This is a genomic window from Aeromicrobium sp. UBA7512, assembly GCF_002476985.1.
Classification (GTDB): domain Bacteria; phylum Actinomycetota; class Actinomycetes; order Propionibacteriales; family Nocardioidaceae; genus Aeromicrobium; species Aeromicrobium phoceense.
Genome location: NZ_DLNK01000006.1, coordinates 48,905 through 74,139, shown reverse-complemented (window position 1 = coordinate 74,139; position 25,235 = coordinate 48,905). Strand labels below are relative to the sequence as shown.

Annotated in this window: 30 protein-coding genes; 11 read left to right on the top strand and 19 right to left on the bottom strand. The window is 71.5% G+C overall.

Features of this window, described 5'->3' with window-relative positions; genetic code table 11:
• Positions 1-4: 4 nt before the first annotated feature.
• A complete protein-coding gene (locus tag B2363_RS09815; RefSeq protein WP_181756371.1) occupies positions 5-565 on the bottom strand; it encodes a sigma-70 family RNA polymerase sigma factor in 561 nt (186 codons plus the stop codon).
• A 150-nt stretch (positions 566-715) separates the two neighbouring features.
• Here B2363_RS09815 and B2363_RS09810 point away from each other — a divergent pair, with 150 nt between their 5' ends.
• A complete protein-coding gene (locus B2363_RS09810; protein WP_181756370.1) occupies positions 716-1,345 on the top strand; it encodes an O-methyltransferase in 630 nt (209 codons plus the stop codon).
• Between the two features lie 25 nt (positions 1,346-1,370).
• Here the strand turns inward: B2363_RS09810 and B2363_RS09805 are convergent, their stop codons facing one another.
• The 3 genes from B2363_RS09805 to B2363_RS09795 all read right to left on the bottom strand — a co-directional run bounded on the left by B2363_RS09805 (position 1,371) and on the right by B2363_RS09795 (position 2,488).
• Positions 1,371-1,697 (bottom strand): hypothetical protein, encoded by a 327-nt coding sequence (locus B2363_RS09805; protein WP_286929840.1) that lies wholly within the window; start codon positions 1,695-1,697, stop codon positions 1,371-1,373.
• A gap of 24 nt (positions 1,698-1,721) precedes the next feature.
• Positions 1,722-1,883: a DUF3117 domain-containing protein gene (locus B2363_RS09800; RefSeq protein ID WP_078700305.1), complete on the bottom strand. Its 162-nt coding sequence runs from the start codon at positions 1,881-1,883 to the stop codon at positions 1,722-1,724.
• A 92-nt stretch (positions 1,884-1,975) separates the two neighbouring features.
• On the bottom strand, positions 1,976-2,488 hold the full coding sequence (locus B2363_RS09795; RefSeq protein ID WP_181756368.1) for a hypothetical protein: 513 nt from the start codon (positions 2,486-2,488) through the stop codon (positions 1,976-1,978).
• Positions 2,489-2,619: 131 nt separating this feature from the next.
• Between B2363_RS09795 and B2363_RS09790 the strand changes: the two genes are divergently transcribed.
• Positions 2,620-3,513 carry an SGNH/GDSL hydrolase family protein gene (locus B2363_RS09790; protein ID WP_286929838.1) on the top strand — a complete coding sequence of 298 codons (894 nt, stop codon included), beginning with the start codon at positions 2,620-2,622 and terminating at the stop codon, positions 3,511-3,513.
• A 1-nt stretch (position 3,514) separates the two neighbouring features.
• Here B2363_RS09790 and dapE read toward each other — a convergent pair whose 3' ends face one another.
• A complete protein-coding gene (dapE, locus tag B2363_RS09785; RefSeq protein ID WP_286929837.1) occupies positions 3,515-4,585 on the bottom strand; it encodes a succinyl-diaminopimelate desuccinylase in 1,071 nt (356 codons plus the stop codon).
• A gap of 59 nt (positions 4,586-4,644) precedes the next feature.
• Between dapE and B2363_RS09780 the strand changes: the two genes are divergently transcribed.
• Genes B2363_RS09780 through B2363_RS09770 form a run of 3 tightly spaced genes read left to right on the top strand, consistent with a single transcriptional unit; the run spans position 4,645 to position 7,579 of the window.
• Positions 4,645-5,646 carry an efflux RND transporter periplasmic adaptor subunit gene (locus tag B2363_RS09780; RefSeq protein WP_286929836.1) on the top strand — a complete coding sequence of 334 codons (1,002 nt, stop codon included), beginning with the start codon at positions 4,645-4,647 and terminating at the stop codon, positions 5,644-5,646.
• Complete coding sequence (locus tag B2363_RS09775; RefSeq protein WP_286929835.1) at positions 5,646-6,356, top strand: ABC transporter ATP-binding protein; 711 nt, start codon at positions 5,646-5,648, stop codon at positions 6,354-6,356. Before B2363_RS09780 ends, B2363_RS09775 begins: the two co-directional genes overlap by 1 nt.
• Complete coding sequence (locus B2363_RS09770; RefSeq protein WP_286929834.1) at positions 6,353-7,579, top strand: ABC transporter permease; 1,227 nt, start codon at positions 6,353-6,355, stop codon at positions 7,577-7,579. Before B2363_RS09775 ends, B2363_RS09770 begins: the two co-directional genes overlap by 4 nt.
• A gap of 7 nt (positions 7,580-7,586) precedes the next feature.
• Here B2363_RS09770 and B2363_RS09765 read toward each other — a convergent pair whose 3' ends face one another.
• From B2363_RS09765 to murI, 6 genes are all read right to left on the bottom strand, one after another.
• Positions 7,587-8,252, bottom strand: a complete 666-nt coding sequence (locus B2363_RS09765; protein WP_286929833.1) for a VOC family protein — start codon at positions 8,250-8,252, stop codon at positions 7,587-7,589.
• A gap of 49 nt (positions 8,253-8,301) precedes the next feature.
• Positions 8,302-8,916: an RdgB/HAM1 family non-canonical purine NTP pyrophosphatase gene (rdgB, locus tag B2363_RS09760; protein WP_286929832.1), complete on the bottom strand. Its 615-nt coding sequence runs from the start codon at positions 8,914-8,916 to the stop codon at positions 8,302-8,304.
• On the bottom strand, positions 8,913-9,632 hold the full coding sequence (gene rph / locus B2363_RS09755; RefSeq protein ID WP_286929831.1) for a ribonuclease PH: 720 nt from the start codon (positions 9,630-9,632) through the stop codon (positions 8,913-8,915). Before rph ends, rdgB begins: the two co-directional genes overlap by 4 nt.
• An 80-nt stretch (positions 9,633-9,712) precedes the next feature.
• A complete protein-coding gene (locus B2363_RS09750) occupies positions 9,713-11,905 on the bottom strand; it encodes a choice-of-anchor J domain-containing protein (RefSeq protein WP_286929830.1) in 2,193 nt (730 codons plus the stop codon).
• Positions 11,906-12,025: 120 nt separating this feature from the next.
• Positions 12,026-12,787: an MBL fold metallo-hydrolase gene (locus B2363_RS09745; protein WP_181756359.1), complete on the bottom strand. Its 762-nt coding sequence runs from the start codon at positions 12,785-12,787 to the stop codon at positions 12,026-12,028.
• On the bottom strand, positions 12,784-13,590 hold the full coding sequence (gene murI / locus B2363_RS09740; RefSeq protein WP_286929829.1) for a glutamate racemase: 807 nt from the start codon (positions 13,588-13,590) through the stop codon (positions 12,784-12,786). The genes B2363_RS09745 and murI overlap by 4 nt, the downstream gene beginning before the upstream one ends.
• Positions 13,591-13,693: 103 nt before the next feature.
• Between murI and B2363_RS09735 the strand changes: the two genes are divergently transcribed.
• The gene (locus B2363_RS09735; RefSeq protein ID WP_286929828.1) at positions 13,694-15,022 is read left to right on the top strand and encodes a GH1 family beta-glucosidase; all 1,329 of its coding nucleotides are present in this window, start codon (positions 13,694-13,696) and stop codon (positions 15,020-15,022) included.
• On the top strand, positions 15,019-16,239 hold the full coding sequence (locus tag B2363_RS09730) for an MFS transporter (RefSeq protein WP_286929827.1): 1,221 nt from the start codon (positions 15,019-15,021) through the stop codon (positions 16,237-16,239). The genes B2363_RS09735 and B2363_RS09730 overlap by 4 nt, the downstream gene beginning before the upstream one ends.
• 122 nt (positions 16,240-16,361) lie before the next feature.
• Here B2363_RS09730 and B2363_RS09725 read toward each other — a convergent pair whose 3' ends face one another.
• Positions 16,362-16,778 carry an organic hydroperoxide resistance protein gene (locus tag B2363_RS09725; protein WP_286929826.1) on the bottom strand — a complete coding sequence of 139 codons (417 nt, stop codon included), beginning with the start codon at positions 16,776-16,778 and terminating at the stop codon, positions 16,362-16,364.
• Between the two features lie 52 nt (positions 16,779-16,830).
• Here B2363_RS09725 and B2363_RS09720 point away from each other — a divergent pair, with 52 nt between their 5' ends.
• On the top strand, positions 16,831-17,268 hold the full coding sequence (locus tag B2363_RS09720) for a MarR family winged helix-turn-helix transcriptional regulator (RefSeq protein ID WP_286929825.1): 438 nt from the start codon (positions 16,831-16,833) through the stop codon (positions 17,266-17,268).
• A 3-nt stretch (positions 17,269-17,271) separates the two neighbouring features.
• On the opposite strand, the gene B2363_RS09715 is transcribed toward B2363_RS09720, so the two are convergent.
• The 6 genes from B2363_RS09715 to clpS form a co-directional block, all read right to left on the bottom strand.
• Positions 17,272-18,249: a ribose-phosphate diphosphokinase gene (locus B2363_RS09715; protein ID WP_181756355.1), complete on the bottom strand. Its 978-nt coding sequence runs from the start codon at positions 18,247-18,249 to the stop codon at positions 17,272-17,274.
• Positions 18,250-18,288: 39 nt separating this feature from the next.
• Positions 18,289-19,236 carry a PLP-dependent cysteine synthase family protein gene (locus B2363_RS09710; protein ID WP_181756354.1) on the bottom strand — a complete coding sequence of 316 codons (948 nt, stop codon included), beginning with the start codon at positions 19,234-19,236 and terminating at the stop codon, positions 18,289-18,291.
• A 2-nt stretch (positions 19,237-19,238) separates the two neighbouring features.
• Complete coding sequence (locus tag B2363_RS09705) at positions 19,239-19,517, bottom strand: MoaD family protein (RefSeq protein ID WP_078700287.1); 279 nt, start codon at positions 19,515-19,517, stop codon at positions 19,239-19,241.
• A complete protein-coding gene (locus B2363_RS09700) occupies positions 19,517-19,996 on the bottom strand; it encodes a M67 family metallopeptidase (RefSeq protein WP_286929824.1) in 480 nt (159 codons plus the stop codon). Before B2363_RS09700 ends, B2363_RS09705 begins: the two co-directional genes overlap by 1 nt.
• A 165-nt stretch (positions 19,997-20,161) precedes the next feature.
• Positions 20,162-20,725 (bottom strand): DUF2017 domain-containing protein, encoded by a 564-nt coding sequence (locus B2363_RS09695; RefSeq protein WP_286929823.1) that lies wholly within the window; start codon positions 20,723-20,725, stop codon positions 20,162-20,164.
• Positions 20,722-21,018: an ATP-dependent Clp protease adapter ClpS gene (gene clpS / locus B2363_RS09690; RefSeq protein ID WP_078700284.1), complete on the bottom strand. Its 297-nt coding sequence runs from the start codon at positions 21,016-21,018 to the stop codon at positions 20,722-20,724. The genes B2363_RS09695 and clpS overlap by 4 nt, the downstream gene beginning before the upstream one ends.
• A 62-nt stretch (positions 21,019-21,080) precedes the next feature.
• On the opposite strand from clpS, the gene B2363_RS09685 reads away from it, so the two are divergent.
• Together B2363_RS09685 and B2363_RS09680 are read left to right on the top strand one after the other, a co-directional pair.
• Positions 21,081-22,373, top strand: coding sequence for a nicotinate phosphoribosyltransferase (locus tag B2363_RS09685; protein WP_286929822.1), 1,293 nt, complete (start codon positions 21,081-21,083; stop codon positions 22,371-22,373).
• A 5-nt stretch (positions 22,374-22,378) separates the two neighbouring features.
• Positions 22,379-22,951: an isochorismatase family protein gene (locus B2363_RS09680; RefSeq protein ID WP_181756350.1), complete on the top strand. Its 573-nt coding sequence runs from the start codon at positions 22,379-22,381 to the stop codon at positions 22,949-22,951.
• A 155-nt stretch (positions 22,952-23,106) separates the two neighbouring features.
• On the opposite strand, the gene B2363_RS09675 is transcribed toward B2363_RS09680, so the two are convergent.
• Positions 23,107-24,135: an LLM class flavin-dependent oxidoreductase gene (locus tag B2363_RS09675; protein WP_286929821.1), complete on the bottom strand. Its 1,029-nt coding sequence runs from the start codon at positions 24,133-24,135 to the stop codon at positions 23,107-23,109.
• Positions 24,136-24,191: 56 nt separating this feature from the next.
• Between B2363_RS09675 and B2363_RS09670 the strand changes: the two genes are divergently transcribed.
• Positions 24,192-25,223, top strand: a complete 1,032-nt coding sequence (locus tag B2363_RS09670) for an aminotransferase class V-fold PLP-dependent enzyme (protein WP_286929820.1) — start codon at positions 24,192-24,194, stop codon at positions 25,221-25,223.
• The last annotated feature ends 12 nt before the right edge of the window (positions 25,224-25,235 follow it).

Here is a 25,235-nt window from a genome sequence, read left to right as displayed (position 1 = left end):
GCGCTCAGATGCCGAGCGCGCCGAGCACGCGGGTGCGGCCGGCGCGGGGCTCGCGGTGCGCGAGCTCGCGACGCAGCGCGGCGCGGCCCCGGTGGACCCGGGTGCGGACGGTGCCGACCTTGATGCCGAGCAGCAGGGCGATCTCGGCGTGCTCGAGCTGCTCCACGTCGGAGAGCACCACCGCGACCCGCAGGTGACTGGGCAGGGTCGCCAGGGCGGCCTCGATGTCGGGGTCGAACCCGGCGTCGTGCACGAGGTCGTGCGGCAGCGAGCCGTCGTCGACGAGGCGGGCCTCGTGCGCCGCCGTCAGCGCCGCGGTGGGCTGGCGGCCCGCGCGACGGGCGCGGTCGAGGAAGAGGTTCGTGGTGATCCGGTGGATCCAGCCGGCCAGGTTGCGGGCCTCGTAGCGGTCGAGCGAGGTGAACACCCGCTCGAACACGTCCTGCGTGAGGTCCTCGGCGTCCTGACGATTCCCGGTGAGCCGCGTGGCGAGGCGACGGACCTGCGTCCCGTGCTGGGCGTAGATCTCGGCCTGGTCCTGCAGGGACGGCTTCCGGTCGGGCATGCCTCGATCTTCGACCGCCAACCTGAGAGCAGCCGAAGAACCGGCTGGGCGTTGGCGAAGTCCCGTGGCCGTGACCCCGCGAGTCCCACGCGTCCGCAGCACCTCACGTCGATAGGCTGGGGCGACCCGCCGAACGATTGCGAGGGGACGATGACCACCGAAGCCAGCCTGGCCTACGTCGAGCAGTTCCAGTCCGAGGACGACCACCTGCGCACCGCGCGCCAGCACGCCGAGACCGTCGGCGTGGTCCCGGTCCTGCCCGGAGCCCGCGCGGCCCTGTCGTTCCTGGCCGGCGCCGCCGGCGCCAAGAGCGTGGCCGAGATCGGCACCGGGACGGGAGTCTCGGGTCTGGCGCTGCTGCGTGGCATGCTGCCCGACGGCGTCCTCACCTCGGTGGACCTCGAGGCCGAGAACCAGCGGCTGGCCCGCCAGGTGTTCCTGGGCGCCGGCATCTCCCCCACGCGCTTCCGCCTCATCACCGGCTCGGCCCTCGACGTGCTGCCGCGCCTCAACGACGGCGGCTACGACCTGGTCTTCTGCGACGGCGACAAGGTGGAGTACGGCGAGTACCTCGACGAGGCGCTGCGCCTGACGCGCGCGGGTGGCTTCGTGGTGTTCGACAACGCCCTGTGGCACGACCGCGTGGCCGACCCGTCGCAGCGCGATCCCGAGACCGTGGCGATCCGCGAGCTGGTGGAGCGCGTGCGGGCCGACGAGGACCTCTCGGCCCTCCTGCTGCCGCTGGGCGACGGCCTGCTGGTGCTGCAGAAGCCCCACTGATCGCGGGGCGCGCACGCGGCGCCGGTCAGTCCTCGAAGCGGGCGGCGGAGCGGAAGCCCGCCGGGCCGCGCACGACGGCGACGACCTGGAAGGGCTCGATCGTGGGCGTGACGCCCACCAGGGCCGTGCCGGGGGCGTCGGCCGCACGCTTCTCGAAGTCGGCCTGGAACGCCGCACGCGCCTCGTCGCTGACGAACACGTAGGTGCCCTCGAACCACTCGCCCTCGCGAGCCCGCCACGTCTTGAAGCGCAGGCCGGGCAGGCCCGCGAACTTCGCGTGGGACTCGGACTCGACGTACTCGTGCAGACGCTCCAGCACGCCGTCAGGCGCGTCGGTCAGGGACCAACGCACTGAGAGTCCGTACATCCAGCGAGCTCAGACGGCCTTGAGGGCGTCACCGAGGGTGGCGGCCTCATCGTTGTTGAGCTCGACCACCAGACGTCCGCCACCTTCGAGCGGCACGCGCATGACGATGCAGCGTCCCTCCTTGGTGACCTCCATCGGTCCGTCGCCGGTCCGAGGCTTCATGGCGGCCATCTGTACCCCTCTCGTTGGTCGCCCGATATTTCGGGCCGAGATCCATTATCGCCCATCGCGACGACGGAATCACGCCAAGGGTCGAGAAGCCGTCAGGCGGAGCGAAGTTCGCCCGAGCCGTCGGCCCGGTCGGCGGCGCCGGCCTCGGTCTCCGGCGTGACGATCCGCGGATCGATCTCGGGGCGCACGCCGAGCATCGCGACGAGCTCCTGCTCGGTGGCGAGGCGCTCCTCGAGCTCGTCGATCTGCGCGCTGCCGGCGGCCAGGTCGGCGCGCAGTCGGGAGATCTCGGCCTCGCTCGCGCGCAGGCGCTCGCTGACGGCGCGACGGAACGTCGCGTCGACGTCGAGGTGCTCGCGCTCGCGCTGGGCGATGACACGAGCATCGCGTACGCGGTCCTTCGCGAACTTCTGGCGGACCTCGCGGATCTCCTCGGACATGAGAACGGTCGATGTGATACCGGCCGAGAGGGCCACGCAAGAGGCCATGATGAGGGCCGGAATCGTCTGCATCGCCACAGCGGCGATGACGACGACGGCGGCCAGAGCAAGCACGATCGCTGCGGATGTCACGCGCAGCGAGCGGGGAAGTGTGCGGCTGGACATGCGGCCCAGATTAGGCGCGACGCCCGGCGCACCGCCGACGGCACGCCGACGCGGCCGCCAGTAAGTTTCAGGTCACACCTGAGTGTTCGCCCCGAGTGGCCGCCCGGGCGATCGTCATTACGGTGGTGCGGGTGCACTTCGTCCCCCTCGGCCGCCTCGCCGCCGCCCTCGCGCTGGCGACGACGGCCCTCGCCGCCTGTTCCACGGCCCCGGTGCCGCCTGCCTCGGACACGGGCCCGCAGTACCTCGCGATCGGCGACTCCTACGCCGCCGGGTACCGCCCGGCGCTGAACGGAGAGCCCGCCCAGAACACCACGTCGGGCTTCGCCTGGAAGATCGCCGAGGATCGTGGGCTGGAGCTGGTGAACGTCAGCTGCGCGGGCATCACGGCAGTGGCCTTCCTCGAGGGCGAGGCGTGCGACGAGGAGCGGCGCGGGTCCGCCGCGCCGCCGGTCACCGGCGGCTCCGAGGCAGACGAGATGACCCGCCACCTCGACCGGTACGGCGACGAGATCGAGCTCGTCACCGTCGTGCTGGGCCTCAACGACCTGCGGGGCTGCTCCCTGGACTCGAACCTTCAGGCCTGCGCCCGCAAGACCATGCCGGCCGCCACCGAGGCCATCGACGACCTGCTCACGCTGATCCGCGACCGCGTCGGAGCGGACGTGCCGATCCTGGGGCTGACGTACCCCGACTTCTGGACGGGTGAGCCGGTGCTGCACCCCGAGGCGGAGTCGGCGCCGGCGATCGCCGACGCCACGGTGGAGATGTTCCGGACGACCTTCAACCCCGCACTGCGCGCGGTCTACGCGAAGCACGACGCCACCTTCGTGGACGTGACGCGGGCGTTCGGCGCCTACGAGTCGGCCGACCGCACGGTGGAGACCGCCGCGTTCGGGACGATCCCGGGTCGCGCCGAGGACGTCTGCCGCTGGACCTACTACTGCACGCTCGGCGACCCGCACCCGACGAGCGCGGGGCACACCGAGATCGCGCGGATCGCCCAGGAGGCGCTCGGCCGCTGAGTCAGTCCGCGTCGCCCGTGAGCCAGCGGCGCAGGCGCGCGTGCACCCGGTGCAGGTGCTCGACCGGGACCTGCTCGTCGGCCTTGTGCGCGTAGATCGGGTCACCGGGACCGTAGTTCACCGCCGGGACGCCGAGCTGGGTGAACTTGGCGACGTCGGTCCAGCCGAACTTCGGCCCGACCTCACCACCGACGGCCTCCACGAAGGCCGCCGCCGCGGGCCGCTCGAGACCCGGGAGGGCGCCGGGAGCCGAGTCGGTGACCGTGAGGTCGTAGCCGGTGAACACCTCGCGCAGGTGGGCCAGCGCGGCGTCCTCGTCACGGTCGGGCGCGAAGCGGTAGTTCATGGTGAGCACGGCGGCGTCGGGGATGACGTTGCCGCTCACGCCGCCGGAGATGCCCACGGCGTTGAGTCCCTCGCGGTACGTCAGCCCGTCGATCTCGACCGTCCGCGGGGTGTACTCGGACAGGGTGGCCAGCACCGCGCCGAGGTCGTGGATCGCGTTGTGGCCCATCCAGGAGCGCGCCGAGTGGGCGCGCTCACCGGCGGTGCGGATCTCGACGCGCATCGTGCCCTGGCAGCCCGCCTCGACGCCGGCCTTCGACGGCTCCATCAGGATCGCGAAGTCACCGGCGAGCCAGTCGGGGTGCTCCCGGGCGACGCGTCCCAGTCCGTTGTGGACCGCGGCGATCTCCTCCGCCTCGTAGAACACCCACGTGACGTCGCGGACCGGCTCGGCGACCGCGGCGGCCAGGCTCAGCGCGATGGCGACGCCACCCTTCATGTCGCACGTGCCGAGGCCCCAGAGGGTGTCGCCCTCGAGGCGCGACGGCATGTTGCCGTTCACCGGCACCGTGTCGATGTGACCGGCGATGACCACGCGCTCGGCGCGCCCGAGATCGGTGCGGGCGATGATCGTGTGCCCGTCGCGGACCACCTCGAGGTGCGCCTGGGCCCGCAGCGCCGACTCCACCGCGTCGGCCAGCTCGGCCTCGTCCAGGCTCTCGGACGGCACGTCCACGATCGCGCGGGTCAGGGTGACGATGTCGGCATTCAGGTCGAGAGTCTCCATGACGGGAACCCTAACGGGATCGACTCCCACTACTGCGCATTGCGTGGTACCTTCCGGCGGTGACCTTCACCCGCACCTTCCGCCGGTTCGTCCTCCCGACCGCCTGGCTGCTCGTCGGCGCGACCATCGCCGTCAGCCTCGCCGTCCTGGCGTTCGGCGGTGACGCGACCGGGTCCGAGGGCGGCGACTCGCCCACGGCCGTCTCCCTCTCGCCGAGCCTGACCGTCGAGCGCGGCGAGATCGAGAACTCGCTCGACCTCGACGGCACGATCGTCATCGACCCGGCCGTGCCGGTGAAGTCCTCGGCCGCGGGCGTCCTGACCCACGCCCACGTCCCGAACGGGGCGAAGGTCAGCAAGGGCGACCCGCTGTTCGAGGTGCGCACGACCGTCGAGCCGACCGAGTCCGGCAGCGACGACGAGGACGAGCCCGCTCCTCCCGCGGTCAGGTACGTGACGGTCACGGCGCCCGCGGAGGGCCGGGTGGCCTCCTTCAACGCGAAGGTCGGCGCCGAGGTCGGCGAGGACGCGTCGGTGGCACGGATCAGGCGGTCCACGTTCACCGCCCAGGGCTCCGTCGCCGTGGTCGACCGGTACCGCCTGCTCGACGCACCCGACGAGGCCACGGTGACGATCGACGGCGGGCCCGAGCCGTTCACCTGCGCCGACCTGCGGATCGCCGACGAGGTCAGTGAGGACGCGGCGCAGGAGCGCTCGGAGGAAGAGGGCGGCGAGTCGGCCGCGGGGACGAAGGTCACCTGCGTGGTGCCCGAGGACGTCACGGTGTTCGACGGCCTGTCCATGACGATGCGCATCGACGCGGGATCGACGAAGGACGCTCTCGTCGTCCCGGTCACGGCGGTGCGGGGCCTGCTGGAGCGCGGCACGGTCTGGGTCGTCGAGGACGGTGGCGAGCCGACCGAGCGCACGATTCGGCTCGGCGTCAACGACGGCAAGAGCGTCGAGGTCCTCAAGGGCCTGAAGGAGGGCACGGAGATCCTGCAGTACGTCCCGGGCGCGCCCTCCTCCGGCGAGGGCGCCGAGTTCGACGAGGGCTACTGATGAGCGCCTCGGGGGCGGTCGAGCTCGTCCGCCTCACGGGCGTGGGCCGCACCGTGGTCCTGCCCGACGACGAGGACCTGACGATCCTGTCGGGCGTCGACCTCGTGGTGCACGGCGGTGACCACATCGGCATCGTCGGGCGCTCGGGCACCGGCAAGTCGACGCTGCTGAACATGCTCGGGCTCCTCGACCGGCCGACGCACGGCACGCTGGAGTGGCGGGGCCACGACGTCCGCACCCTCTCCGGTGGTGCCGCCGCCCGGATCCGGGGCCGCGACATCGGGTTCGTGTTCCAGCAGTTCAACCTCCTACCGGGGCTGTCGGCGCTGGAGAACGTCGTCGCGCCGCTGATGTACGCCACGGGCCGGGAGTTCTGGTCGCGGCGGCGGATCGCGGCCGAGATGCTCGAGCGCGTCGGCCTGGCCGACCGGCTCGACAGCCGGCCCCAGCATTTGTCCGGCGGCGAGCAGCAGCGCGTCGCGATCGCCCGCGCCCTGGTGCGCTCACCGCGCGTGGTGCTGGCCGACGAGCCCACCGGGGCCCTCGACGTCGAGACCGGCGGCCAGGTGATGACCCTGCTCGACGACGTCTCCCGCGACTCGGGAGCCGCGCTGATCACCATCACGCACGACCCGGGCGTGGCGGCGATCGCGCGCCGTCGCTACCGCCTCGAGCACGGTGCCCTGCGCCCCCTGGACGCGGTCGCATGATCGGCCGTGCGCTGACCGGGTTCGCCGCCGCGGTCATCGAGGCGTGGCACGAGCTGCGCATCCACAAGCTGAGGGTCCTGCTGTCGCTGGTGGGCGTCGGCGTGGCCGTGGCGGCGCTCAGCGGCACCGTGGCGGTGGCCGACATCGGGCAGCAGGCGCTCGTCGAGCAGTACGAGAAGGAGGGCCGTCCGGCGATGCTCAGCGTCTACGCCTACCAGGAGCAGGGCGACGGCATGGGCCCGAGGGCCTCCGCGATCCGGCCGGCGTTCGACAAGGTGGTGGAGCAGTACCGGATCAGCCACGCGTCGATGGTGGGCGGTGCCCAGCTGACGGCGACCCGCATCGCGAGCTCCAGCCCGGTGGAGGCGATCGTCGTCGATCCCGCGTACGCCCCGATGCACCGGGTCGTCACCGCGCAGGGACGGTGGCTGGTCGACTCGGACGCGCGGAACCTCTCCCCCTCCTTGGTGGTCGACCCGCGGTTCCTGAAGGAGCTGGGACTCGTCGGCACCCGCCTGCCGGTCACGGTCGACCTGCAGGGAGGCCAGACCTCGGTGAGTGCCACGATCGTCGGCGTCACGTCCTCGTCCACCCGCTTCGCCGAGCACCCGCGGGCCTACGTGCTCGCCAGTGCCTACGACCACTGGTTCGGTGCGAGCCTGCCGGTCACCGACGCGTCCTGGAAGCTGTGGGTGCCCACCGAGGGCGCCGAGGAGCTGGCCGAGGCCGTCACCCGGTCCATGGACGCCGAGCTGCCCGGACTGGAGGTCACCGCCGACCGCAGCGACTACCTCGCCTGGGGCGGTGCCGACGACCTCGACGTCGTGAAGTGGGTCGTCGTGGGCATCAGCTCGGTCATCCTGCTTCTCGGCGCCCTGAGCCTGCTGAACGTCTCGGTCATCACGATCCAGCAGCGCGTGCGCGAGATCGGCATCCGGCGCAGCTTCGGTGCGACCTCGGGCCGGGTGTTCTTCTCGGTCGTGATGGAGAGCATCGTCGCCACCTTCGTCGCGGGCCTCGTCGGCGTGATGATCGCCATCGCGCTGGTCAACGGCCCGTGGACCGCGAAGTACCTCCTCGAGGGCATCGACGACGTGCCGCCGTTCCCGCTGTCGGCCGCCGTGCTCGGCATGGGGGTGTCGTTGCTGGTCGGCGCCCTGGCCGGGGTGCTGCCCGCGATCGTGGCGGTGCGGGTGCGGATCGTCGACGCGATCCGGTTCTGACCCGCGGTCAGGCCGCTTCGAAGACGCAGAACTCGTTGCCCTCGGGATCGGCCATGACGGTCCAGCCCCGGTCGTCGCCCGGCGGCAGCAGCACGGTGGCTCCCCGCGCGACGAGGTCGTCCACCGTGGCGTCGCCGACGAGCGTCACGTCCCAGTGGATCCGGTTCTTGACGGTCTTGGGCTCGGGGACCGTGACGAAGTCGAAGGACTCCGTCGGGGCGCCCGGGATGTCGTCCACCCACGTGTAGTCGCCGTCCGTGTCCAGGGTGGCCCCGAAGACGTCGGCCCACCAGGTGCCGATCGCGGCGTGGTCGACCGCGTCCACGACGACGTCCTTGAGCCCCTCCGGCCGCTTGTCGCCCTCGAAGACGCAGAACTCGTGGCCCTCCGGGTCGCGGAACGTCGTCCAACTGAACTCCCCCGGCTCGGTGACGCGCTCGAGGCCCTCGAACGGCGTCAGGTCGCGCGCCACGAGGTCGAGGTGGACCCGGTCCTTGACCGTCTTCGGCGGCGCCGGGTTGATCCAGATCGTCTGGCCCGGATGCCCGCCTCGCAGGACGGCGCCCACCTCGTCGGTCTCGCCGTCGAGGTGCAGCCAGCGGCCCCAGCGCTCGGCCGCCGCCGCCGGGTCCTCGACGTCGATCACCAGGTCCTTGAACTCCACGAGTGCCATGGGCCCACGCTAGGGGCGGGCGGATCGCCCCGGCGTCACCCCGGAAGGATCAGTCGCGGAGCGCGTCGGCGACGCGCGGGGCGATCGCACGCAGCGCGCGTCCGCGGTGGCTGATGGCGTCCTTCTCGTCCCGCGAGAGCTCCGCGGTGGAGACGTCGTACCCCTCGGCGGCGAACAGCGGGTCGTAGCCAAAGCCACCCTCGCCCTGCTCACCGTGCAGGACGCGGCCGGGCATCTCCCCCACCTCGACGATCTCGGTGCCGTCCGGAAGGACGAGGGCCATCGCGCAGCGGAACACGGCGCCACGGCGCTCGTCGGGGACGTCGGTCAGCTGGGCCAGCAGCAGCCGGTTGTTGGCCGCGTCGCCTCCCTGGTCCTTCGGGACGCCCGACCAGCGCGCGGACAGCACGCCGGGCATGCCGTTGAGCGCGTCGACGCACAGACCGGAGTCGTCGGCCAGCGCCGGCAGGCCGGTCTCGGCCGCGGCGACCCGCGCCTTGATCAGCGCGTTGCCCTCGAACGTGGGCTCGGTCTCGGCGGGCTCGTCGTAGGAGGCCACGTCGGCCAGGCCGAGCACCTCGACGCCCGGCACGAGCGGCTCGAGGATGCGCCGGAGCTCGTCGAGCTTCTTCGCGTTGCCCGACGCCAGGACGACCCGGGTCACGCGTCCAGGGCCTCGCGCTGCAGGCGGGTGAGGTCGGCGCAGCCCTTCTCGGCCAGCGCGAGCAGCGCATCGAGCTCGGAGCGGTCGAACGGCGCGTTCTCGGCGGTGCCCTGGACCTCGATGAACTTCCCGGAGCCGGTCATCACGACGTTCATGTCGGTCTCGGCGCGCACGTCCTCGACGTAGGGCAGGTCCAGCATCGGGGTGCCGTCGATGATGCCGACGCTGACCGCGGCGATCGAGTCGACGAGCGGGTCACCCTTGACGGCGCCTTGCTGCTTGAGGTGGTTCACGGCGTCGACCAGCGCGACGTAGGCGCCGGTGATCGCGGCCGTTCGGGTGCCCCCGTCGGCCTGGAGCACGTCGCAGTCGATCGCGATGGTGTTCTCGCCGAGCTGGGACAGGTCGACCGCGGCGCGCAGCGAGCGGCCGACGAGACGGCTGATCTCGTGGGTGCGGCCGCCAACCCTGCCCTTGACCGACTCACGCGCGGAGCGGTCGTGCGTGGCCTGGGGCAGCATCGCGTACTCGGCGGTGAGCCAGCCCATGCCCGAGCCCTTGCGCCAGCGCGGCACGCCCTCGGTGGCGGCCACGGCGCACAGCACGCGGGTCTTGCCGAACTCCACCAGGCACGAGCCCGCGGCGTGGTCGAGCCAGCCTCGGGTGATGGTGATCGGGCGCAGCTCGTCGGGGGTCCTGCCGTCTTCTCGGGTCACCCCGCCCACGGTAGCCGGACGGAGGTTTCCCCGGTGACGTGGGTTTCGTGTCCCACGCCACCGGGAAAACCGTCAGACCATCAGCTGCCGCCGGGCTGCAGCTCCCCGTTGACGGTCAGCTTGTACGGCGCGTACTGCTGGACCATCTCGGTGGAGTCGTCGTAGCTGACGATGGCCACGATCTGCTTGGCCGGCTTGAGCTTGAGCAGCGACAGCTTGTCGAGCTTGACCGAGCTCTTGCCGTCCGAGGCCACCTGCGCCACGTAGGGCACCTTGCCCGGGCGGATGCCGACGAGCTTGACGTGCCAGTTCTCGACCGGCGTCGGGCGGACCTGCGTCGGCGACGAGAAGTCACCGATGTTGGAGCCGTCGCTGATGGTCGTGCCGCCGACCACCACGTTGTCGATCTTCAGGCCGCCCTCGTTGACGCCACCGTCCGAGATGTACCGGAACGACAGCAGGATCTCCTGGCCGGCGTAGGCCGACAGGTCGAACGTGTGCTGCTCGAAGCCGTCGGTGGTGCCGGCGAGCGCCGGACCCTGCGGGCCCTCGACCGTCTGGTCGCCGGAGATCGACGTGTATGTGGCGCCGCCGTCGGTGGAGACCTGGACGTAGCCGTAGTCGTAGCCCTCCTCGGCGCCGTACTTGGCGTCGAGGGTGAGCGTGGGCGAGCCCGCCGGGACGTTCACCGAGGTGACCGCCGCGACGTCGAGGCTGTTGGCGTTGCCGGAGAACAGCACCGCATCCCCGGGGCGATCCGGGTCGTCGGTGACCGACGTCCAGCGCAGCGGCTGCGCGGGAAGCGTCTTGGCACCCTCGAACGTGGCGTTGCGCAGCTGGGCGCCCGTGAGCGCCTTGCCCTTGACCTTGACCGGCACGTAGTCCGCACCGTTCGGGGCCGCACCCGGCGTGGCGTACGAGGCCGGGTTGTCGAGGTTGACCGTCGAGCGCAGGCTCGGCGTCGTGACCTTGGACTTCGAGGCGCCCACGAGCAGCGACTTCCTCGCGTCGCCGACGATCCGGTCCAGCAGGGTCATCGACTGGAAGTCGTGGAAGACCTTGCGGAACGTGGTGCCCTCGGCCTCGAGCTGCTTCTCGATGGCCGCGATGCCCTGCTCCTCACCGTCGCGGTGCAGCGCGGAGATGACGTCCTGGCCGAACCGGTCGTACAGGTAGAGCATCAGCTGGTACGCGTGGCCGTAGTCGGCCAGCACGCCGGACGAGGTGTTGCCCTCGTCCCACAGGTTGAACGAGTTCTCCGGGCCACCGCAGTCGCGGGGGTTGGTGTTGTACGGCGTCTGGACCGTGCCGAAGCCCTGGAAGCAGTAGAGGTGGCTGTCGCCACCCTTGTCCTCGACGGTCTTGGTGCCGTCGACGTAGCCCACGAGGCTCTGCGCAAAGTCGGACAGGCCCTCGTTCACGGCGATCGTCTCGCTCGCGTCGGTGTAGTACTGCAGCAGGTGCTGGTACTCGTGGGCGAACGTGCCCTCGTAGAGGTGCGGACGGGCCGGACGGCTCGTGCAGAGGTCGTCGGTCGGCTCGTCGACCGGGTCGGCACCGGTGCGGTGCTCCCAGTCGAACGCGTCGATCGTCATGACGTTGCGGTCCATGTACTCGTTGAACGTCGACCAGAAGAAGCCGGCGATGTACGTCGGGGCCGCGGGGAAGTCGTAGTAGTTGTCGTCGCGGACGTTGTCGACGAGCGTCACGATCTTGTCGCCGCCGCCGCTGAAGTCTCCCTCGATGAGGGCGTTCGACCCGTCGCGGGCCGGCGGCGTGCTGAACGCCTCGGACTCCTTCGGGTAGATGTTCGTGTCGAACTCGTTCACGAGGCTGTCCACCTGCGCGTCGGTGACGACGGTGGCGTCGTCGCCACGGCAGTCGCCCTCGGGGAACGCGATGTCGTTGGCCACCCACACCTCGATGTGGTCGCCGGCGCCGCGCAGCGTGTAGTCCTTGCGGTAGATGCCGCCCTCGACGTCGTCGAGCGCGAGCCACGGGCGGACCGTGCCCACGGGCGGGGTCTCGGCGGTCGGCGCGGCGCTGCGACTACGGGCGGAGCTCTTCTTGCCCTGGTACTCCAGCGACGTGTCGACCTTCTTGCCCTGGAAGGTGATGTCCTTCAGGTCCTGGTCGGGGTGGAACGGCTGCGGCTCGGCGGCCTTCGCGGTGGCGGGTGCGGCAGAGGCCGTGCTGCCGGCGATCGCCGGCCCCGTCAGTGCCGAGGCCGCGAGTGCGGCGGCCAGGGCGAGTGGCTTCCATGAGATCGTCACGATCTACCTCTCTTGGCACCCGTCCCCCCGGACACACACGCCGCACCCTGGTGGCACGGTGCTTTGGGCACCGAGAGTCACTTAACTACCTCCGGACCCACCCGGCAACGCGGTGAAGGGTTACAACTCGACTACGTCGCCGGGGCGGACGAGCGCCCGCTCCCCCGACCACGTGGTCGCGAGGTCGGCCTCGACCTCGTCGCGATCGGTCCACGGCGGGATGTGCGTGAGCAGCAGTCGGCCCACCCGGGCCTTCCCGGCGATGCGGCCCGCGTCGGCCCCCGTGAGGTGCAGGTCGGGCGGGTTCTCGGCGGACTCCACGAACGAGGCCTCGCACAGGAACACGTCGGCGCCCGCGGCGAACTCGGCCAGCCCGTCGTCGGGTCCGGTGTCGCCGGAGTACACCAGGACGCGCCCCTCGTGCTCGATGCGGACGGCGTACGCCTCCACGGGGTGCGGGGTGCGACGCGCCGTCACGGTGAACGGGCCGACGGTGGTCTCGAGGCCGTCGACGAGGTCGTGGAACTCGAACGGCAGCGTCATCCCGTTGGGCGCGGTGGTCCCGTAGGCGTTCGAGAGCTGCCAGTCGCTGCCCGGCGGCGCGTAGACGGGGATCTTCGGCGGCGCGCCCGCGGGGTGGTACTTGCGCACGACGTAGAGCCCGCTCATGTCGAAGCAGTGGTCGGCGTGCAGGTGCGACAGGCTGATCGCGTCGATGTCGCGCAGGTCGATGTACTCCTGCAGCGGACCGAGCGCTCCCGATCCGAGGTCGAGCACCAGGCGGAAGGTGCGGCCCTCGAACGGCGCTTCGAGGAGGTAGCAGCTGGCGGCGGACTCGGGGCCCGGGAACGAGCCGGAGCAGCCGACGATCGTGAGCCTCACGTCGTCACCCACGCGAACTGGTCGACCGACTCCACCTCGGGACCGAGGAAGCGGCGCCCGAGGTCCGCGAACTCGGCGGGATGACCGGTGGTCAGGAAGCGGTGCGCCGGGGCCGGCAGGGCCGGGTCGCGCTCGAGGTCGTGCGACGCCAGCAGGCGGTACACGTCCTTGGCCGTCTCCTCCGCGCTCGACACGAGGGTCACGCTATCGCCCATGACGTACGCGAGGACGCCGGTCAGCAGCGGGTAGTGCGTGCAGCCGAGCACGAGCGTGTCGACCCCGGCGTCCTGCAACGGCGCGAGGTAGTCCTGCGCCACGGCGATCAGCTCGGGCCCGCCGGTGATCCCCGCCTCGACGAACTCGACGAAGCGGGGGCACGTGCTGGTGTGCAGCTCGATCCCCGGATTGGCGGCGAACGCGTCGTCGTAGGCGCCGGAGGTGGCGGTGGCCGCCGTGCAGATGACGCCCACCCGGCCGTTGCGCGTGGCGTTCACGGCGCGGCGCGTCGCGGGGAGGATCACCTCGACGACAGGGACGTCGTAGCGCTCGCGGGCATCGCGCAGGACGGCGGCACTGGCGGAGTTGCAGGCGATCACGAGGGTCTTCACGCCCTGCTCGACGAGGTGGTCGAGGCACTCGAGCGCGTACTCGCGCACCGCGGAGATCGGCTTGGGACCGTACGGCTGCCGGGCGGTGTCGCCGAGGTAGACGATCGGCTCGTGCGGCAGCTGGTCGAGCACGGCCCGGGCCACGGTGAGGCCACCGAAGCCCGAGTCGAAGATGCCGATGGGTGCGTCACTCACACCCCAGAGGGTAGACACCTCCCGGCCCCGGCGGGCAATCGAAGGGGCGTGAGGTCCGTCATCACGCCGCTTCCGGACCCTCGTTCGGTGCAGGATGGGGGCCATGAGTGATCTGCCTCACTTCGGTCCCGAGTTCACGTGGGGCGTCTCGACCGCCTCCTACCAGATCGAGGGGGCGGTCGACGAGGACGGCCGCGGCCGCTCGATCTGGGACGACTTCGCCCACACGCCCGGTCGCGTCAAGGACGGCGACACCGGTGACGTCGCGTGCGACCACTACCACCGCTACCGCGAGGACGCGGCCCTCATGGCCGAGCTCGGGGTGGACGCCTACCGGTTCTCGATCTCGTGGCCGCGCATCCAGCCCGACGGCGTGCGCGTCGAGCCGCGCGGCCTGGACTTCTACGACCGGCTCGTCGACAGCCTCCTCGAGCACGGCATCGAGCCGAGCGCCACCCTGTTCCACTGGGACTCCCCACTGGCCCTCGAGGCCGACGGCGGCTGGGAGAACCGCGACATCGCCGAGCGGTTCGCCGAGTACGCGCGGATCGTGGGCGAGCGCCTCTCCGACCGCGTGACGCGCTGGTTCACGCTCAACGAGACGGTCATCTTCACGCTGCTCGGCCACGGCACCGGCATCCACGCCCCCGGCAAGGAGCTGGGCTTCGGGGCCCTGCAGGTGGCGTGGCACCAGCTGCTCGCGCACGGTCGTTCGGTCCAGGCACTGCGCGCCGCCGGGGCGAAGCAGGTGGGCCCGGCCAACAACCACACCCAGGTGCGCCCGATCGACGACTCGGACGCCGCGCGTGACGCGGCCGGACTGTTCGACCTCATCTACAACCGCGCGTTCCTGGACCCGATCCTGCTGAAGACCTGGCCCCTGGCCGGGATCGTCGACCCGGTGGCGCACGACGGCGACCTCGACGTCATCGCCCAGCCCATCGACTTCCTCGGGATCAACTCGTACAACCCGCAGTACATCGGCGCGGCCGAGCCGGGTGCCGCCGTCCCGTTCGAGATGGTCACGCCCGAGGGACTGGAGTACAACGACTTCGGCTGGCCGATCATCCCCGACGGGTTCACGCAGATGCTGACCGGGCTGAAGGAGACCTACGGCGACGCGCTGCCGCCGATCCTCATCACCGAGAACGGGGGCGCGTTCAACGAGGCGCCCGGGCAGGACGGCAGGATCCGCGACCAGCGCCGCATCGACTACACGGCCGCGCACCTCGCGGCCCTGCGCGAGGCGATGGACGCCGGCGTGGACGTGCGGGGCTACTTCCACTGGTCGTTCATGGACAACTTCGAGTGGGCCGAGGGCTACTCGCAGCGGTTCGGCCTGACGTGGGTGGACTACGCGACGCAGCAGCGCATCCCCAAGGACTCGTTCGCCTGGTACCGCTCGGTGATCGACGCCCAGCGGGCCGGGTGACCACGCCGGTCGAGCGACTGGCCCCGGTCCGGCTGCCGTGGCTGCTGTCGGTCGCGGTCGTCAACCTGGGCACCTACGTCGCGTTCTTCGGCCCGCTCGCGGTGCTCCTGCCGCAGCAGACCGAGGCGATCGTCGGCGACGGCAAGGAGACGGCGCTGGCGGTCGTCACGGGCATCGGCGCGGCGATCTCGATGGTCGCCAATCCCCTGTTCGGCGCACTGTCCGACCGCACCCGCTCGCGGTTCGGCCGCCGGGCGCCGTGGATCACCGGCGGCTCGGTGGTGGGCGCGCTCGGCCTCACGATCCTGGCCGGGGCGAGCGACTTCTGGCAGGTCGTCGTCGGCTGGTGCCTCGTGCAGGCCTCGGTCAACGCGTCGCTCGCGTCGATCACCGCGACCCTGCCCGATCGGGTGCCCGTCGCCCAGCGCGCCTGGGCCAGCGGGCTCGTCGGGCTCGGGCAGACCCTCGGCATCCTCGTGGGTGCGGGGCTCGCGATCGCGTTCGGCGGCACCCGCGCGGGCTACCTCGCGTGCGCGGTGTTCCTGCTGCTCAGCGCGCTGCCGTACCTCGCCCGCAGCCAGGACGAGCCGGTCACCGAGCGCGTGCCCTGGTCGGCCCGGGGCTTCGTCCACTCGTTCTGGGTCTCGCCGTCGGAGCATCCTGACTTCGCGTGGGCCTGGCTCACGCGGTTCCTGGTCAACCTCGGCAACGCGATCGCGACGCTCTACCTGCTGTACTTCCTCACCGACGCGGTCGGGCTGGCCGACCCCGACGGCGGTGTGTTCATCGTCATCGCGGTGAACTCGGTCGTGGTGGCGATCTCGGCGGTCGTGGCCGGACGCTGGTCCGACCGCGTGAAGCGGCGGAAGGTGTTCGTCATCTGGGCCGGAGTCGTCATGGCCGTCGCGGCGCTGCTGCTGGCGTTCTGGCAGACCTGGCCGGGCGTCCTGGTGGCCGCGGTCGTGCTGGGCGTCGGGTTCGGGGCGTTCATCGCCGTGGACCTCGCAATCGTCACCGAGGTGCTGCCCGACGAGGCGGGCTTCGCGAAGGACCTCGGCGTCATCAACATCGCCAACGCCCTGCCGCAGGTGCTCGCGCCGGTGATCGCCGCGCCGATCGTGACGGTGCTCGGCGGCTACACGACGCTCTACGTCACTGCGGGCGTGATCGGACTGGCCGGCGCGCTGGCCGTCGTACGGATTCGCGGCGTGCGCTGACCGTCTCGCGCTCCGCCCTGCCGACCGACCCCGGCCGACTTTTGGAACGAGACGCACGTCGGAACGCTCGAACTACGTGCATCCTGTTCCAAAAGTGGGCCGGGGTGGCAGCCGGCGCGCGGTCAGGCGACGCTGAGGTCGACCTCGATGTTGCCGCGGGTCGCGTTCGAGTACGGGCACACCTGGTGCGCCTGCTCGACGAGCTTCTGGGCGTCCTCGGCGCTGACGTTCGGCAGCGTCACCTCGAGGGCGACGGCCAGGCCGAAGCCGCCGTTGCCGTTGTCACCGATCGAGACGTCGGCGACGACCTCGGAGTCGGACACGTCGGCGCCGGCCTTCTTGCCGACCAGGCGCAGCGCGGAGTGGAAGCAGGCGGCGTAGCCGGCGGCGAAGAGCTGCTCGGGGTTCGTCGCGCCGCCCGGGCCGCCCATCTCCTTCGGGCTGCGGACGTCGGCGGCGAGGATGCCGTCGGTGGACTCGACGTGGCCGTTGCGGCCGTCACCCGTGGCGACGGCGGAGGCAGTGTAGATGGGGTTCATGTGCACAACTCTATTGCGCGCAATTGAATGCCGCAAGGCGTAGTCTTGTCCCGTGGACGACTACCCCCAGCTCGCGCTCGACCAGCAGCTCTGCCTGCCGCTGTACGCGGCCTCGCGCGCGGTGACGAGGCGCTACACCGACCTGCTGGCCGATGCCGGCCTGACCTATCCGCAGTACCTGTGCCTGCTGGCGCTGTGGGAGGCCGACGCGCCACTCGGCGTGAGCGAGCTCGGCACGCGCCTGCACCTGGACTCCGGGACCCTCACTCCCCTGCTCAAGCGCATGGAGACCGCGGGCCTGGTGACGCGGGCCCGCGACCACGAGGACGAGCGCCGCGTCCTCGTCTCGGTGACCGACCGGGGATGGATGCTGCGCGACCGGGTGGCCGACGTGCCCGCACGGCTCGTGGAGGGCATGGGGATGAGCGGATCCGACGCCCGCGCACTGCGCGGCCTCCTCGACCGGCTCATCGACGAGCTCGAGGGCTGAGGGTCAGAGCGGCAGCTTGGGCTGCGGCGGCGCGTGCGCCGGGTCGACGCCGTCGAAGAGGCTGGAGACGGACTCGCCCGCGTGGATGCGCGCGATCGCCTCGGCGAACAGCGGCGCCACGGAGCGGACCTTGAGCTCGGGCCAGTCGGCCGGGGCCGGCACGGTGTCGGTGGTGACGACCTCGGTGATCGCCGGGTGCGACCGCAGCCGCTCGACGGCCTTGCCCGCGAAGAGCCCATGCGTGCAGGCCACGGAGGCCTCGGTGACGCCGGTCTCAGCCAGCTTGTCCATGAGCTCGATGATCGAGCCGCCCGTGGCGATCTCGTCGTCGAGCACGATCGCGCGCTTGCCCGCGACGTCGCCGACGATCGTGTCGATGACGACCTTGTCGTCGGCCTTGCGCTGCTTGCTGCCGGCGGCCACCGGCAGGCCCAGCAGGCGCGCGAACTGCGAGGCGGTCTTGGCGTTGCCGAAGTCGGGCGACACGACGATCGCGTTGCTGAGGTCCTGGGCGCGGTAGTGCTCGGCGAGCTCGCCCAGCGCGGTCAGGTGGTCGACGGGCATCGAGAAGAACCCGTGCACCTGCGGCGCGTGCAGGGTCATCGTGACCACCCGGTTGACCCCCGCCGTGGCGAGCATGTCGGCGACGAGCTTGCCGCCGATCGAGATGCGCGAGGCGTCCTTCTTGTCCGAGCGGGCGTAGGCGTAGTGCGGGATCACCGCGGTGACCGAGGCCGCCGAGGCGCCGCGCGCCGCGTCGACCATGAGCAGCAGCTCCATCAGGTGGTCCTGCGTCGGCGGCACGAGCGGCTGCACGATGTAGACGTCGCGCTGGCGGCAGTTGTCCAGCAGCTGGACCTGGAGGCAGTCGTTGCTGAACCGCTGACTGTCCGAAGGGCTCAGCGCGACACCCAGGTTGCTGCAGATCTCCTCCGCAAGCTTCTGGTGCGCACTGCCCGAGAACACGACGATGTCGCTCACGGCTCGAAGGCTAACGGGTGGTGGGGCGCGGTGAACAGGTCAGGCCCACAGCTGTCCCTCGAGGCGGTCCTCCGCCTCGTCGATCGTGCCCTCGTACGCCCCGGTGGACAGGTACTTCCACCCGGCGTCGGCGATCACGAAGGCGATGTCGGCGCGCTCGCCCGCCTTGACCGCCTTCGCGGCCTGGGCCAGCGCGGCGTGCAGGATCGCGCCGGACGAGATGCCCGCGAAGATGCCCTCCTCGTCGATGAGCTGGCGCACGCGACGTACCGCGTCGCGCGGGCCCACCGAGAACCGTCCGTCGATCAGCGAGGCGTCGTACAGCTCGGGCACGAAGCCCTCGTCGAGGTTGCGCAGCCCGTAGACGAGCTCGCCGTAGCGGGGCTCGGCCGCGACGATGCGCACGTCGGGCTTGTGGTCGCGGAAGAACCGGCCGACGCCCATCAGCGTGCCGGTGGTGCCGAGCCCGCCGACGAAGTGCGTGATGGTGGGCAGGTCCTCGAGCAGCTCGGGTGCGGTGCCGTTGTAGTGCGCGTCGGCGTTGGCCGGGTTCCCGTACTGGTAGAGCATCACCCAGTCGGAGTGCTCGGCTGCCAGGCCCTTGGCGACCCGGACGGCCTCGTTGGAGCCACCCGCGGCCGGCGAGCTGATGATCTCGGCACCGAACATCGTCAGCAGCTGGCGCCGCTCGATCGAGGTGTTCTCGGGCATGACGCAGATCAGCTGGTAGCCGCGCTGGCGCGCGACCATCGCCAGCGAGATGCCGGTGTTGCCGCTCGTGGGCTCGAGGATCGTGCAGCCGGGCGTGAGGGATCCGTCGGCCTCGGCCGCGAGGATCATCGACAGCGCCGCACGGTCCTTGATCGAGCCCGTGGGATTGCGGTCCTCGAGCTTGGCCCACAGCCGGACGTCGTCGCTCGGAGACAGGTGCGGCAGGCCCACCAGCGGCGTGTGACCGACCGAGTCGATGAGCGAGTCATACCGCATGCTCAGGCCGCGCCGCCCGCGACGGCGGGCAGGATGACGACCGTGTCGCCATCGGACAGCTCGGTCTGCAGGCCGCCGGTGAAGCGGACGTCCTCGTCGTTGACGTAGACGTTCACGAAGCGGCGCAGGTCGGCGCCGTCGAGCAGGCGCTCCTTGATGCCCTCGTGGTTCGCCTCGAGATCGTCGATCAGGGCGGAGAGAGTGGCGCCCTCGGCGTCGACGGCGCGCTCACCCCCGGTGTAGGGGCGCAGGATCGTGGGGATGCGGACCTCGACGGCCATCAGTTGTCACCTTCGGTTCGGGGGGCTGCCTCGGCGGCAGTCGTGCTGTCTTCGGTGTAACGGTCCACGACGCGAACTTCTTCCTCGGTGAGCTCGCCATCGAGGATCCGGTAGGAGCGGAAGTCGACCGGACCGGCCTCGTGGGCACCGTCGCGGGTGGACACGAGCACGTAGTGGGCGCCGGGCTCGCCGGCGAGGTTGACGTCGGTGCGCGACGGGTAGGCCTCGGTGGCCGTGTGCGAGTGGTAGATCACGACGGGCTCCTCGTCGTTGTCGTCCATCTCGCGGTAGAGGCGCAGCAGGTCGCCGGAGTCGAACTCGTAGAACGTGGGCGACATCGCGGCGTTGAGCATCGGAATGAGGCGCACCGGGCGGTCGGAGCCGATCGGCCCAGCGATGACCCCGCAGGCCTCGTCGGGGTGGTCGCGACGCGCGTGGGCGACGATCGCCTCGACGTGGTCACGCAGGATGGTCAACACGATTCCCGAGTCTATCGAGGGCGCCCGACGGGCGGACCACCCATCCGGTGGACGGACGGGATCTCGATACGACGTCTCGCTGCGCTCGCCGTCACTCGATCACCGGAGCCCGGTCCGCCGATCGAGTAGCAGGCGAGGAACGAGCCGCGTATCGAGATCAGCGCGTCAGGCGACGTGGACGAGGGTCTCCTGCACGAAGCCGAGCCAGTCGAAGACGTCGCCCATGGCGACGGTGGCCTCGTCGTCGGACTCGGCCAGCCGCTCGGCGTCCTCCTCGGTCTCGATCCCGAGCCGGACGGCCAGCGCCATCCGGATGTCGGTCAGCGCGCGCAGCCAGGCCAGGACCTGCCCCTCGTCGAGCTCGACCTCGACGTTCTTGGCGCCCACGTCGAGTCCGCCGGCCTCGAGACTCTCGATCACGACGCGTGCGTTGCCGACCTTGGTGGCGGACAGCGCCTGCTCGGTGAAGCGGCGGAACTCCGCGGCCTCGACCGGGTCGTCGCGGTAGGCGTCGGGCAGCAGCCGGGCCAGCACGGGGTCCTCGGGCGGCTGGACGGGCCCCGTCATGCCGATCAGCTGGGCCAGCGGGTCGGGCTCGGACTCGCTGGGGCCGTTGCGGTCCTGGAGCAGCTCGACCACCTGGCTGGCGAGGTTCACCATCAGCTGGGCCTCGTTGAGCTCGAAGGTGGCCGTGACGGTGCCGCGGCGCCGGCGGCGGAAGGGCTTCACGCGTCGCTCCGCTCGAGGGTGGCCCACAGGCCGTACTCGTGCATCGCCTGCACGTGGCGCTCCTGCTCCTCGCGGCGACCGCTGGAGACGATCGCGCGACCCTCCTCGTGCACCGCGAGCATCAGCTGCGTGGCCTTCTCCTCGGTGTAGCCGAAGTACGTGCGGAACACGAACGCGACGTACGACATGAGGTTCACCGGATCGTTCCAGACGATGGTGACCCACGGGTCCTCGAGCTGGACGACGAGGTCGGCCTCCGGCTGCTCGGTCTCGACGGGGGTGGGGGTGGTCACGGCTCCATTGTGCCTGCCCCGGCTCACCCGCACGAAGGTCGCCGTGGACCTACGCTGATCCCATGGTGTCGACCGCGCTGCTGACCGACCACTACGAGCTGACGATGCTGCAGGCCACGCTGGCCGACGGCACCGCCTCCCGGCGCAGCGTCTTCGAGGTGTTCGGGCGCCGGCTCAACGGGGGCCGGCGGTTCGGCGTGGTGGCCGGCACCGGACGCGTCCTGGACGCGCTCGCCGACTTCCGCTTCCACCCCGACGAGATCGCCTTCCTGCGCTCGGCGAAGGTCGTCGACGACGCCACGTGCGACTGGCTCGCCGACTACCGCTTCACCGGCGACATCTGGGGCTACCCCGAGGGCGAGCTGTGGTTCCCCGGCTCGCCGATCCTGCGGGTCGACGCCTCGTTCGGGGAGGGCGTGATCCTCGAGACCCTGATCCTGTCGATCCTCAACCACGACTCGGCGATCGCCTCGGCCGCCACACGCATGACGATGGCCGCGGGCGACCGGCCCTGCATCGAGATGGGCACGCGGCGCACCCACGAGGAGGCGGCCGTGGCGTCCGCGCGGGCGGCCTACATCTGCGGCTTCGCCGCGACGTCGAACCTCGAGGCGGGCCGCCGGCACGGCATCCCCACGGCCGGCACGGCCGCCCACGCCTTCACCCTCGTCCACGACACCGAGCGCGACGCGTTCGCCTCCCAGGTGCGCTCCCTCGGCCACGACACGACCCTGCTCGTCGACACGTACGACGTGCCGCAGGGCGTCGCCGCGGCGATCGAGGTGGCCGGACCGCAGTTGGGCGGCGTCCGGCTGGATTCCGGCGACCTCGGCGACGTCGCCCGCGCCACGCGGGCCCAGCTCGACGCGGCCGGGAACACCCACACCCGGATCACCGTCACGAGCGACCTCGACGAGTACGCGATCGCCGCGCTCGCCGCCGCCCCGGTGGACGGCTACGGCGTCGGCACCTCGCTGGTCACGGGCTCGGGCTCCCCCACCAGCGGGTTCGTCTACAAGCTCGTCGCCCGCGAGGCTGCGGACGGCACGATGCTCGGCGTCGCCAAGAAGAGCAAGGACAAGGCGTCCGTGGGCGGCCGCAAGACCGCGATGCGCCGGCTCAGCGCCTCCGGCGTGGCCGAGGCCGAGGTGGTGGGCATCGACATCGCCCCGCGCGACGACGGCGATGACCGCGAGCTCATGGTGCCGCTGGTCGAGGCCGGGAAGCGGGTCGACCACGCGACGCTGCAGGAGTCACGCGAGCGGCTGCAGGCATCCCTGCGCGAGCTGCCCTCCACCGCCCGGCGACTCTCGAAGGGCGACCCCGCGATTCCGACGATCTACGAGGAGGACTGACTGACATGCCCGGACCCCGCACGCTGGTCGTCGTGGACGTCCAGAAGGACTTCTGCGAGGGCGGCTCGCTGGCCGTGACCGGTGGCGCCGCCGTGGCCGAGGCCGTGGCCGACCTCATCGCCGAGGGCGACTACGACCTCGTCGTGGCCACCCGCGACGCGCACATCGATCCCGGCGACCACTTCAGCGACACCCCCGACTACGTCGACTCGTGGCCGCCGCACTGCGTGGTGGGCACGCCCGGCGCCGAGCTGCACCCGCCGCTGGAGGAGGAGCTGTTCGCCGCGATCTTCGACAAGGGCGCCTACGCGGCCGCGTACTCGGGCTTCGAGGGCACCGACGAGGAGGGTCGCGACCTCGCGGACTTCCTGCGCGAGCACGGCGTCGAGGAGATCGACGTCTGCGGCATCGCCACCGACCACTGCGTCCGCGCCACGGCCCTCGACGGTGCGGCCGAGGGCTTCACGGTCCGGGTGCTGCAGGAGCTGACCGCCGCGGTCTCGCCGGAGAACCTCAACCGCGTGCAGCAGGAGTGGGCGGCAGCCGGCGTCTCGACGACGGCGCCACACCTGGACTGAGGCGGCGTCGCCTCACCGTGATCTCGATACGCCGCTCGCTGCGCTCGCGAGCTACTCGATCACCGGCGGGCAGGCCCGCTGCTACTCGATCACCGGGCCGGTGATCGAGTGCCGGCGAGCGAAGCGAGACGGTGTATCGAGATCACGCAGACGCGTCAGCCCGCGACGAGCTCGAGGGTGCGCGCGCGGCCGGGGGTCGTGCGAGGGTCGGCGCCGCGGCGCGCCGAGGCCACCGGGTGGAGCATGACCTCGTCCACGTCGAACTGCGCGGCGAGCTCCTCGAGCTCCTTGCGCGCCGTGGTTGGGTCGCCCACGACCATGCGGGCGAGGCCCGAGTCGACGAGCGAGTCCATCCCGGGGTCGAGGTCGAGCGCCTCGGCGTCCTCCACGAGATCGATCGGGGCCAGGGGCTTGCCGGTGCGCAGCCGGGCCATGTTCTGCAGGTTCGGCAGGGCCAGCGCGGTCGCCTCGTCGGCGGTGTCGGCCACGACGATGTTCACCGTCAGGAACGTGGTGGGGCGCTCGCACACGTCGCTGGGACGGAACTCGCTGCGGTAGACCTCGAGCGCCTCGGCCGTTCCCTGACCGCTGAAGTGGTGCGCGAAGACGTAGGGCAGGCCCTTCGCCGCGGCGAGGTGCGCCGAGTACATCGACGAGCCGAGCAGCCACAGGTCCGGGGCGCTCACGGCGGCGGGCGTCGCCTTCAGCACGTACTGCTGGTTCGGGATCGGCACGCGCACGCCGCGGCCGTCCATCAGCGCCACGACGTCGTCGAGGTAGCGCGGGAAGTTCTCGATGTCGGAGTCGTCGCGACCCGCGGCGCCGCGCAGGGCCCACGACGTCACGGGATCCGAGCCGGGGGCGCGCCCGATGCCGAGGTCGATGCGGCCCGGGAAGGCAGCCTCCAGCAGCGCGAACTGCTCGGCCACCGCCAGGGGCGCGTGGTTCGGCAGCATGACACCGCCGGAGCCCACGCGGATGCGCTCGGTGGCCGCGGCCAGGAGGGCGATCAGGACCGGCGGCGACGCGGCGGCGACGGCGGGCATGTTGTGGTGCTCCGCCACCCAGTACCGCTCGAACCCGAGCCGGTCGGCCGTGCGCGCCAGCTCCGTGGCGGCAGCGACGGCGTCACCGGTGGTCTGATCGGTGCGAACAGGGACGAGATCCAGGACCGAGAGCTTCACTCCGAGGTCAACAGGGGCGACGCCGGTTCGATTCCCGAGCCGGTTAGCGTCGAACCATGCGCGAGGCATTCGGAGCGACGTTCATCGGGCCCGAGGGGTACCTCAACACCCCCGCCTACGGGCTGCCGCCGCAGTCCACCGTGGACGCCCTCGAGCGAGTCCACCGCGGCTGGGCGGCGGGCACCGTGGCGGGTCCGGACTTCGACGACGAGATCGCCACCGCGCGCGACTCCTTCGCCCGGATCGCCGGGGTCCCGGCGGCGTCGGTGACGATGGGCTCCTCGGTCGCGGCCCTGCTGGGACCGGTGGCCTCGGCGCTGCCCGACGGGGCCAGCGTGCTGGTGCCCGAGGGCGAGTTCACGTCCGTCAGCTTTCCCTTCGCCGCCCACCACGGCCGGGGCGTCTCGGTCACCGAGGCGCCGCTCGATCGTCTTCCCGAGCTCGCCCGCGACCACGACGCCGTCGCGGTGTCCACCGTGCAGTCGGCCGACGGGGCGCGGGTCGACCTGGCCGCGCTGCGAGCCGCGACCGAGGGCACGGAGACCCTCGTGATCCTCGACGCGACCCAGCAGCTGGGCTGGCTGCGTCTCGACCTCGGTTGGGCCGATGTCGTGGCCAGCTCGACGTACAAGTGGCTGCTCGGGCCCACGGGGATCGCTTGGGCGTCCTACGCGGACCGGCTGGCCGACCGGCTCGTCCCGCACCACGCCAACCGCTACGCGGGCGGCGACCCGTGGCGAACCACGTACGGTCTGCCGTTGCGCCTGGCCCCCGATGCCCGGCGGTTCGACATCTCCCCCTCGTGGTTCCCCGTGGCGGGCGCGGCCGCGAGCCTCGCGTGGCTGGCGACCCTCGACCTCGATGCCGTGACCGCCCACTGCCTATGGCTGGCTGGACGGGCGCGCGAGGCGCTGGACCTGCCTCCGGGCGACTCGGCGATCGTCGCGATCCCGATGGAGCACGCGGCCGCGCGGCTGCGGGAGGCCGGGCTGCGGGCCTCGGTGCGCCAGGGGGCGGCACGGGTCGGGTTCCACCTCTACAACGACGAGGACGACCTCGACCGCGTCGTGGAGGCCCTCCGTACGTGACACCCGGCCCGG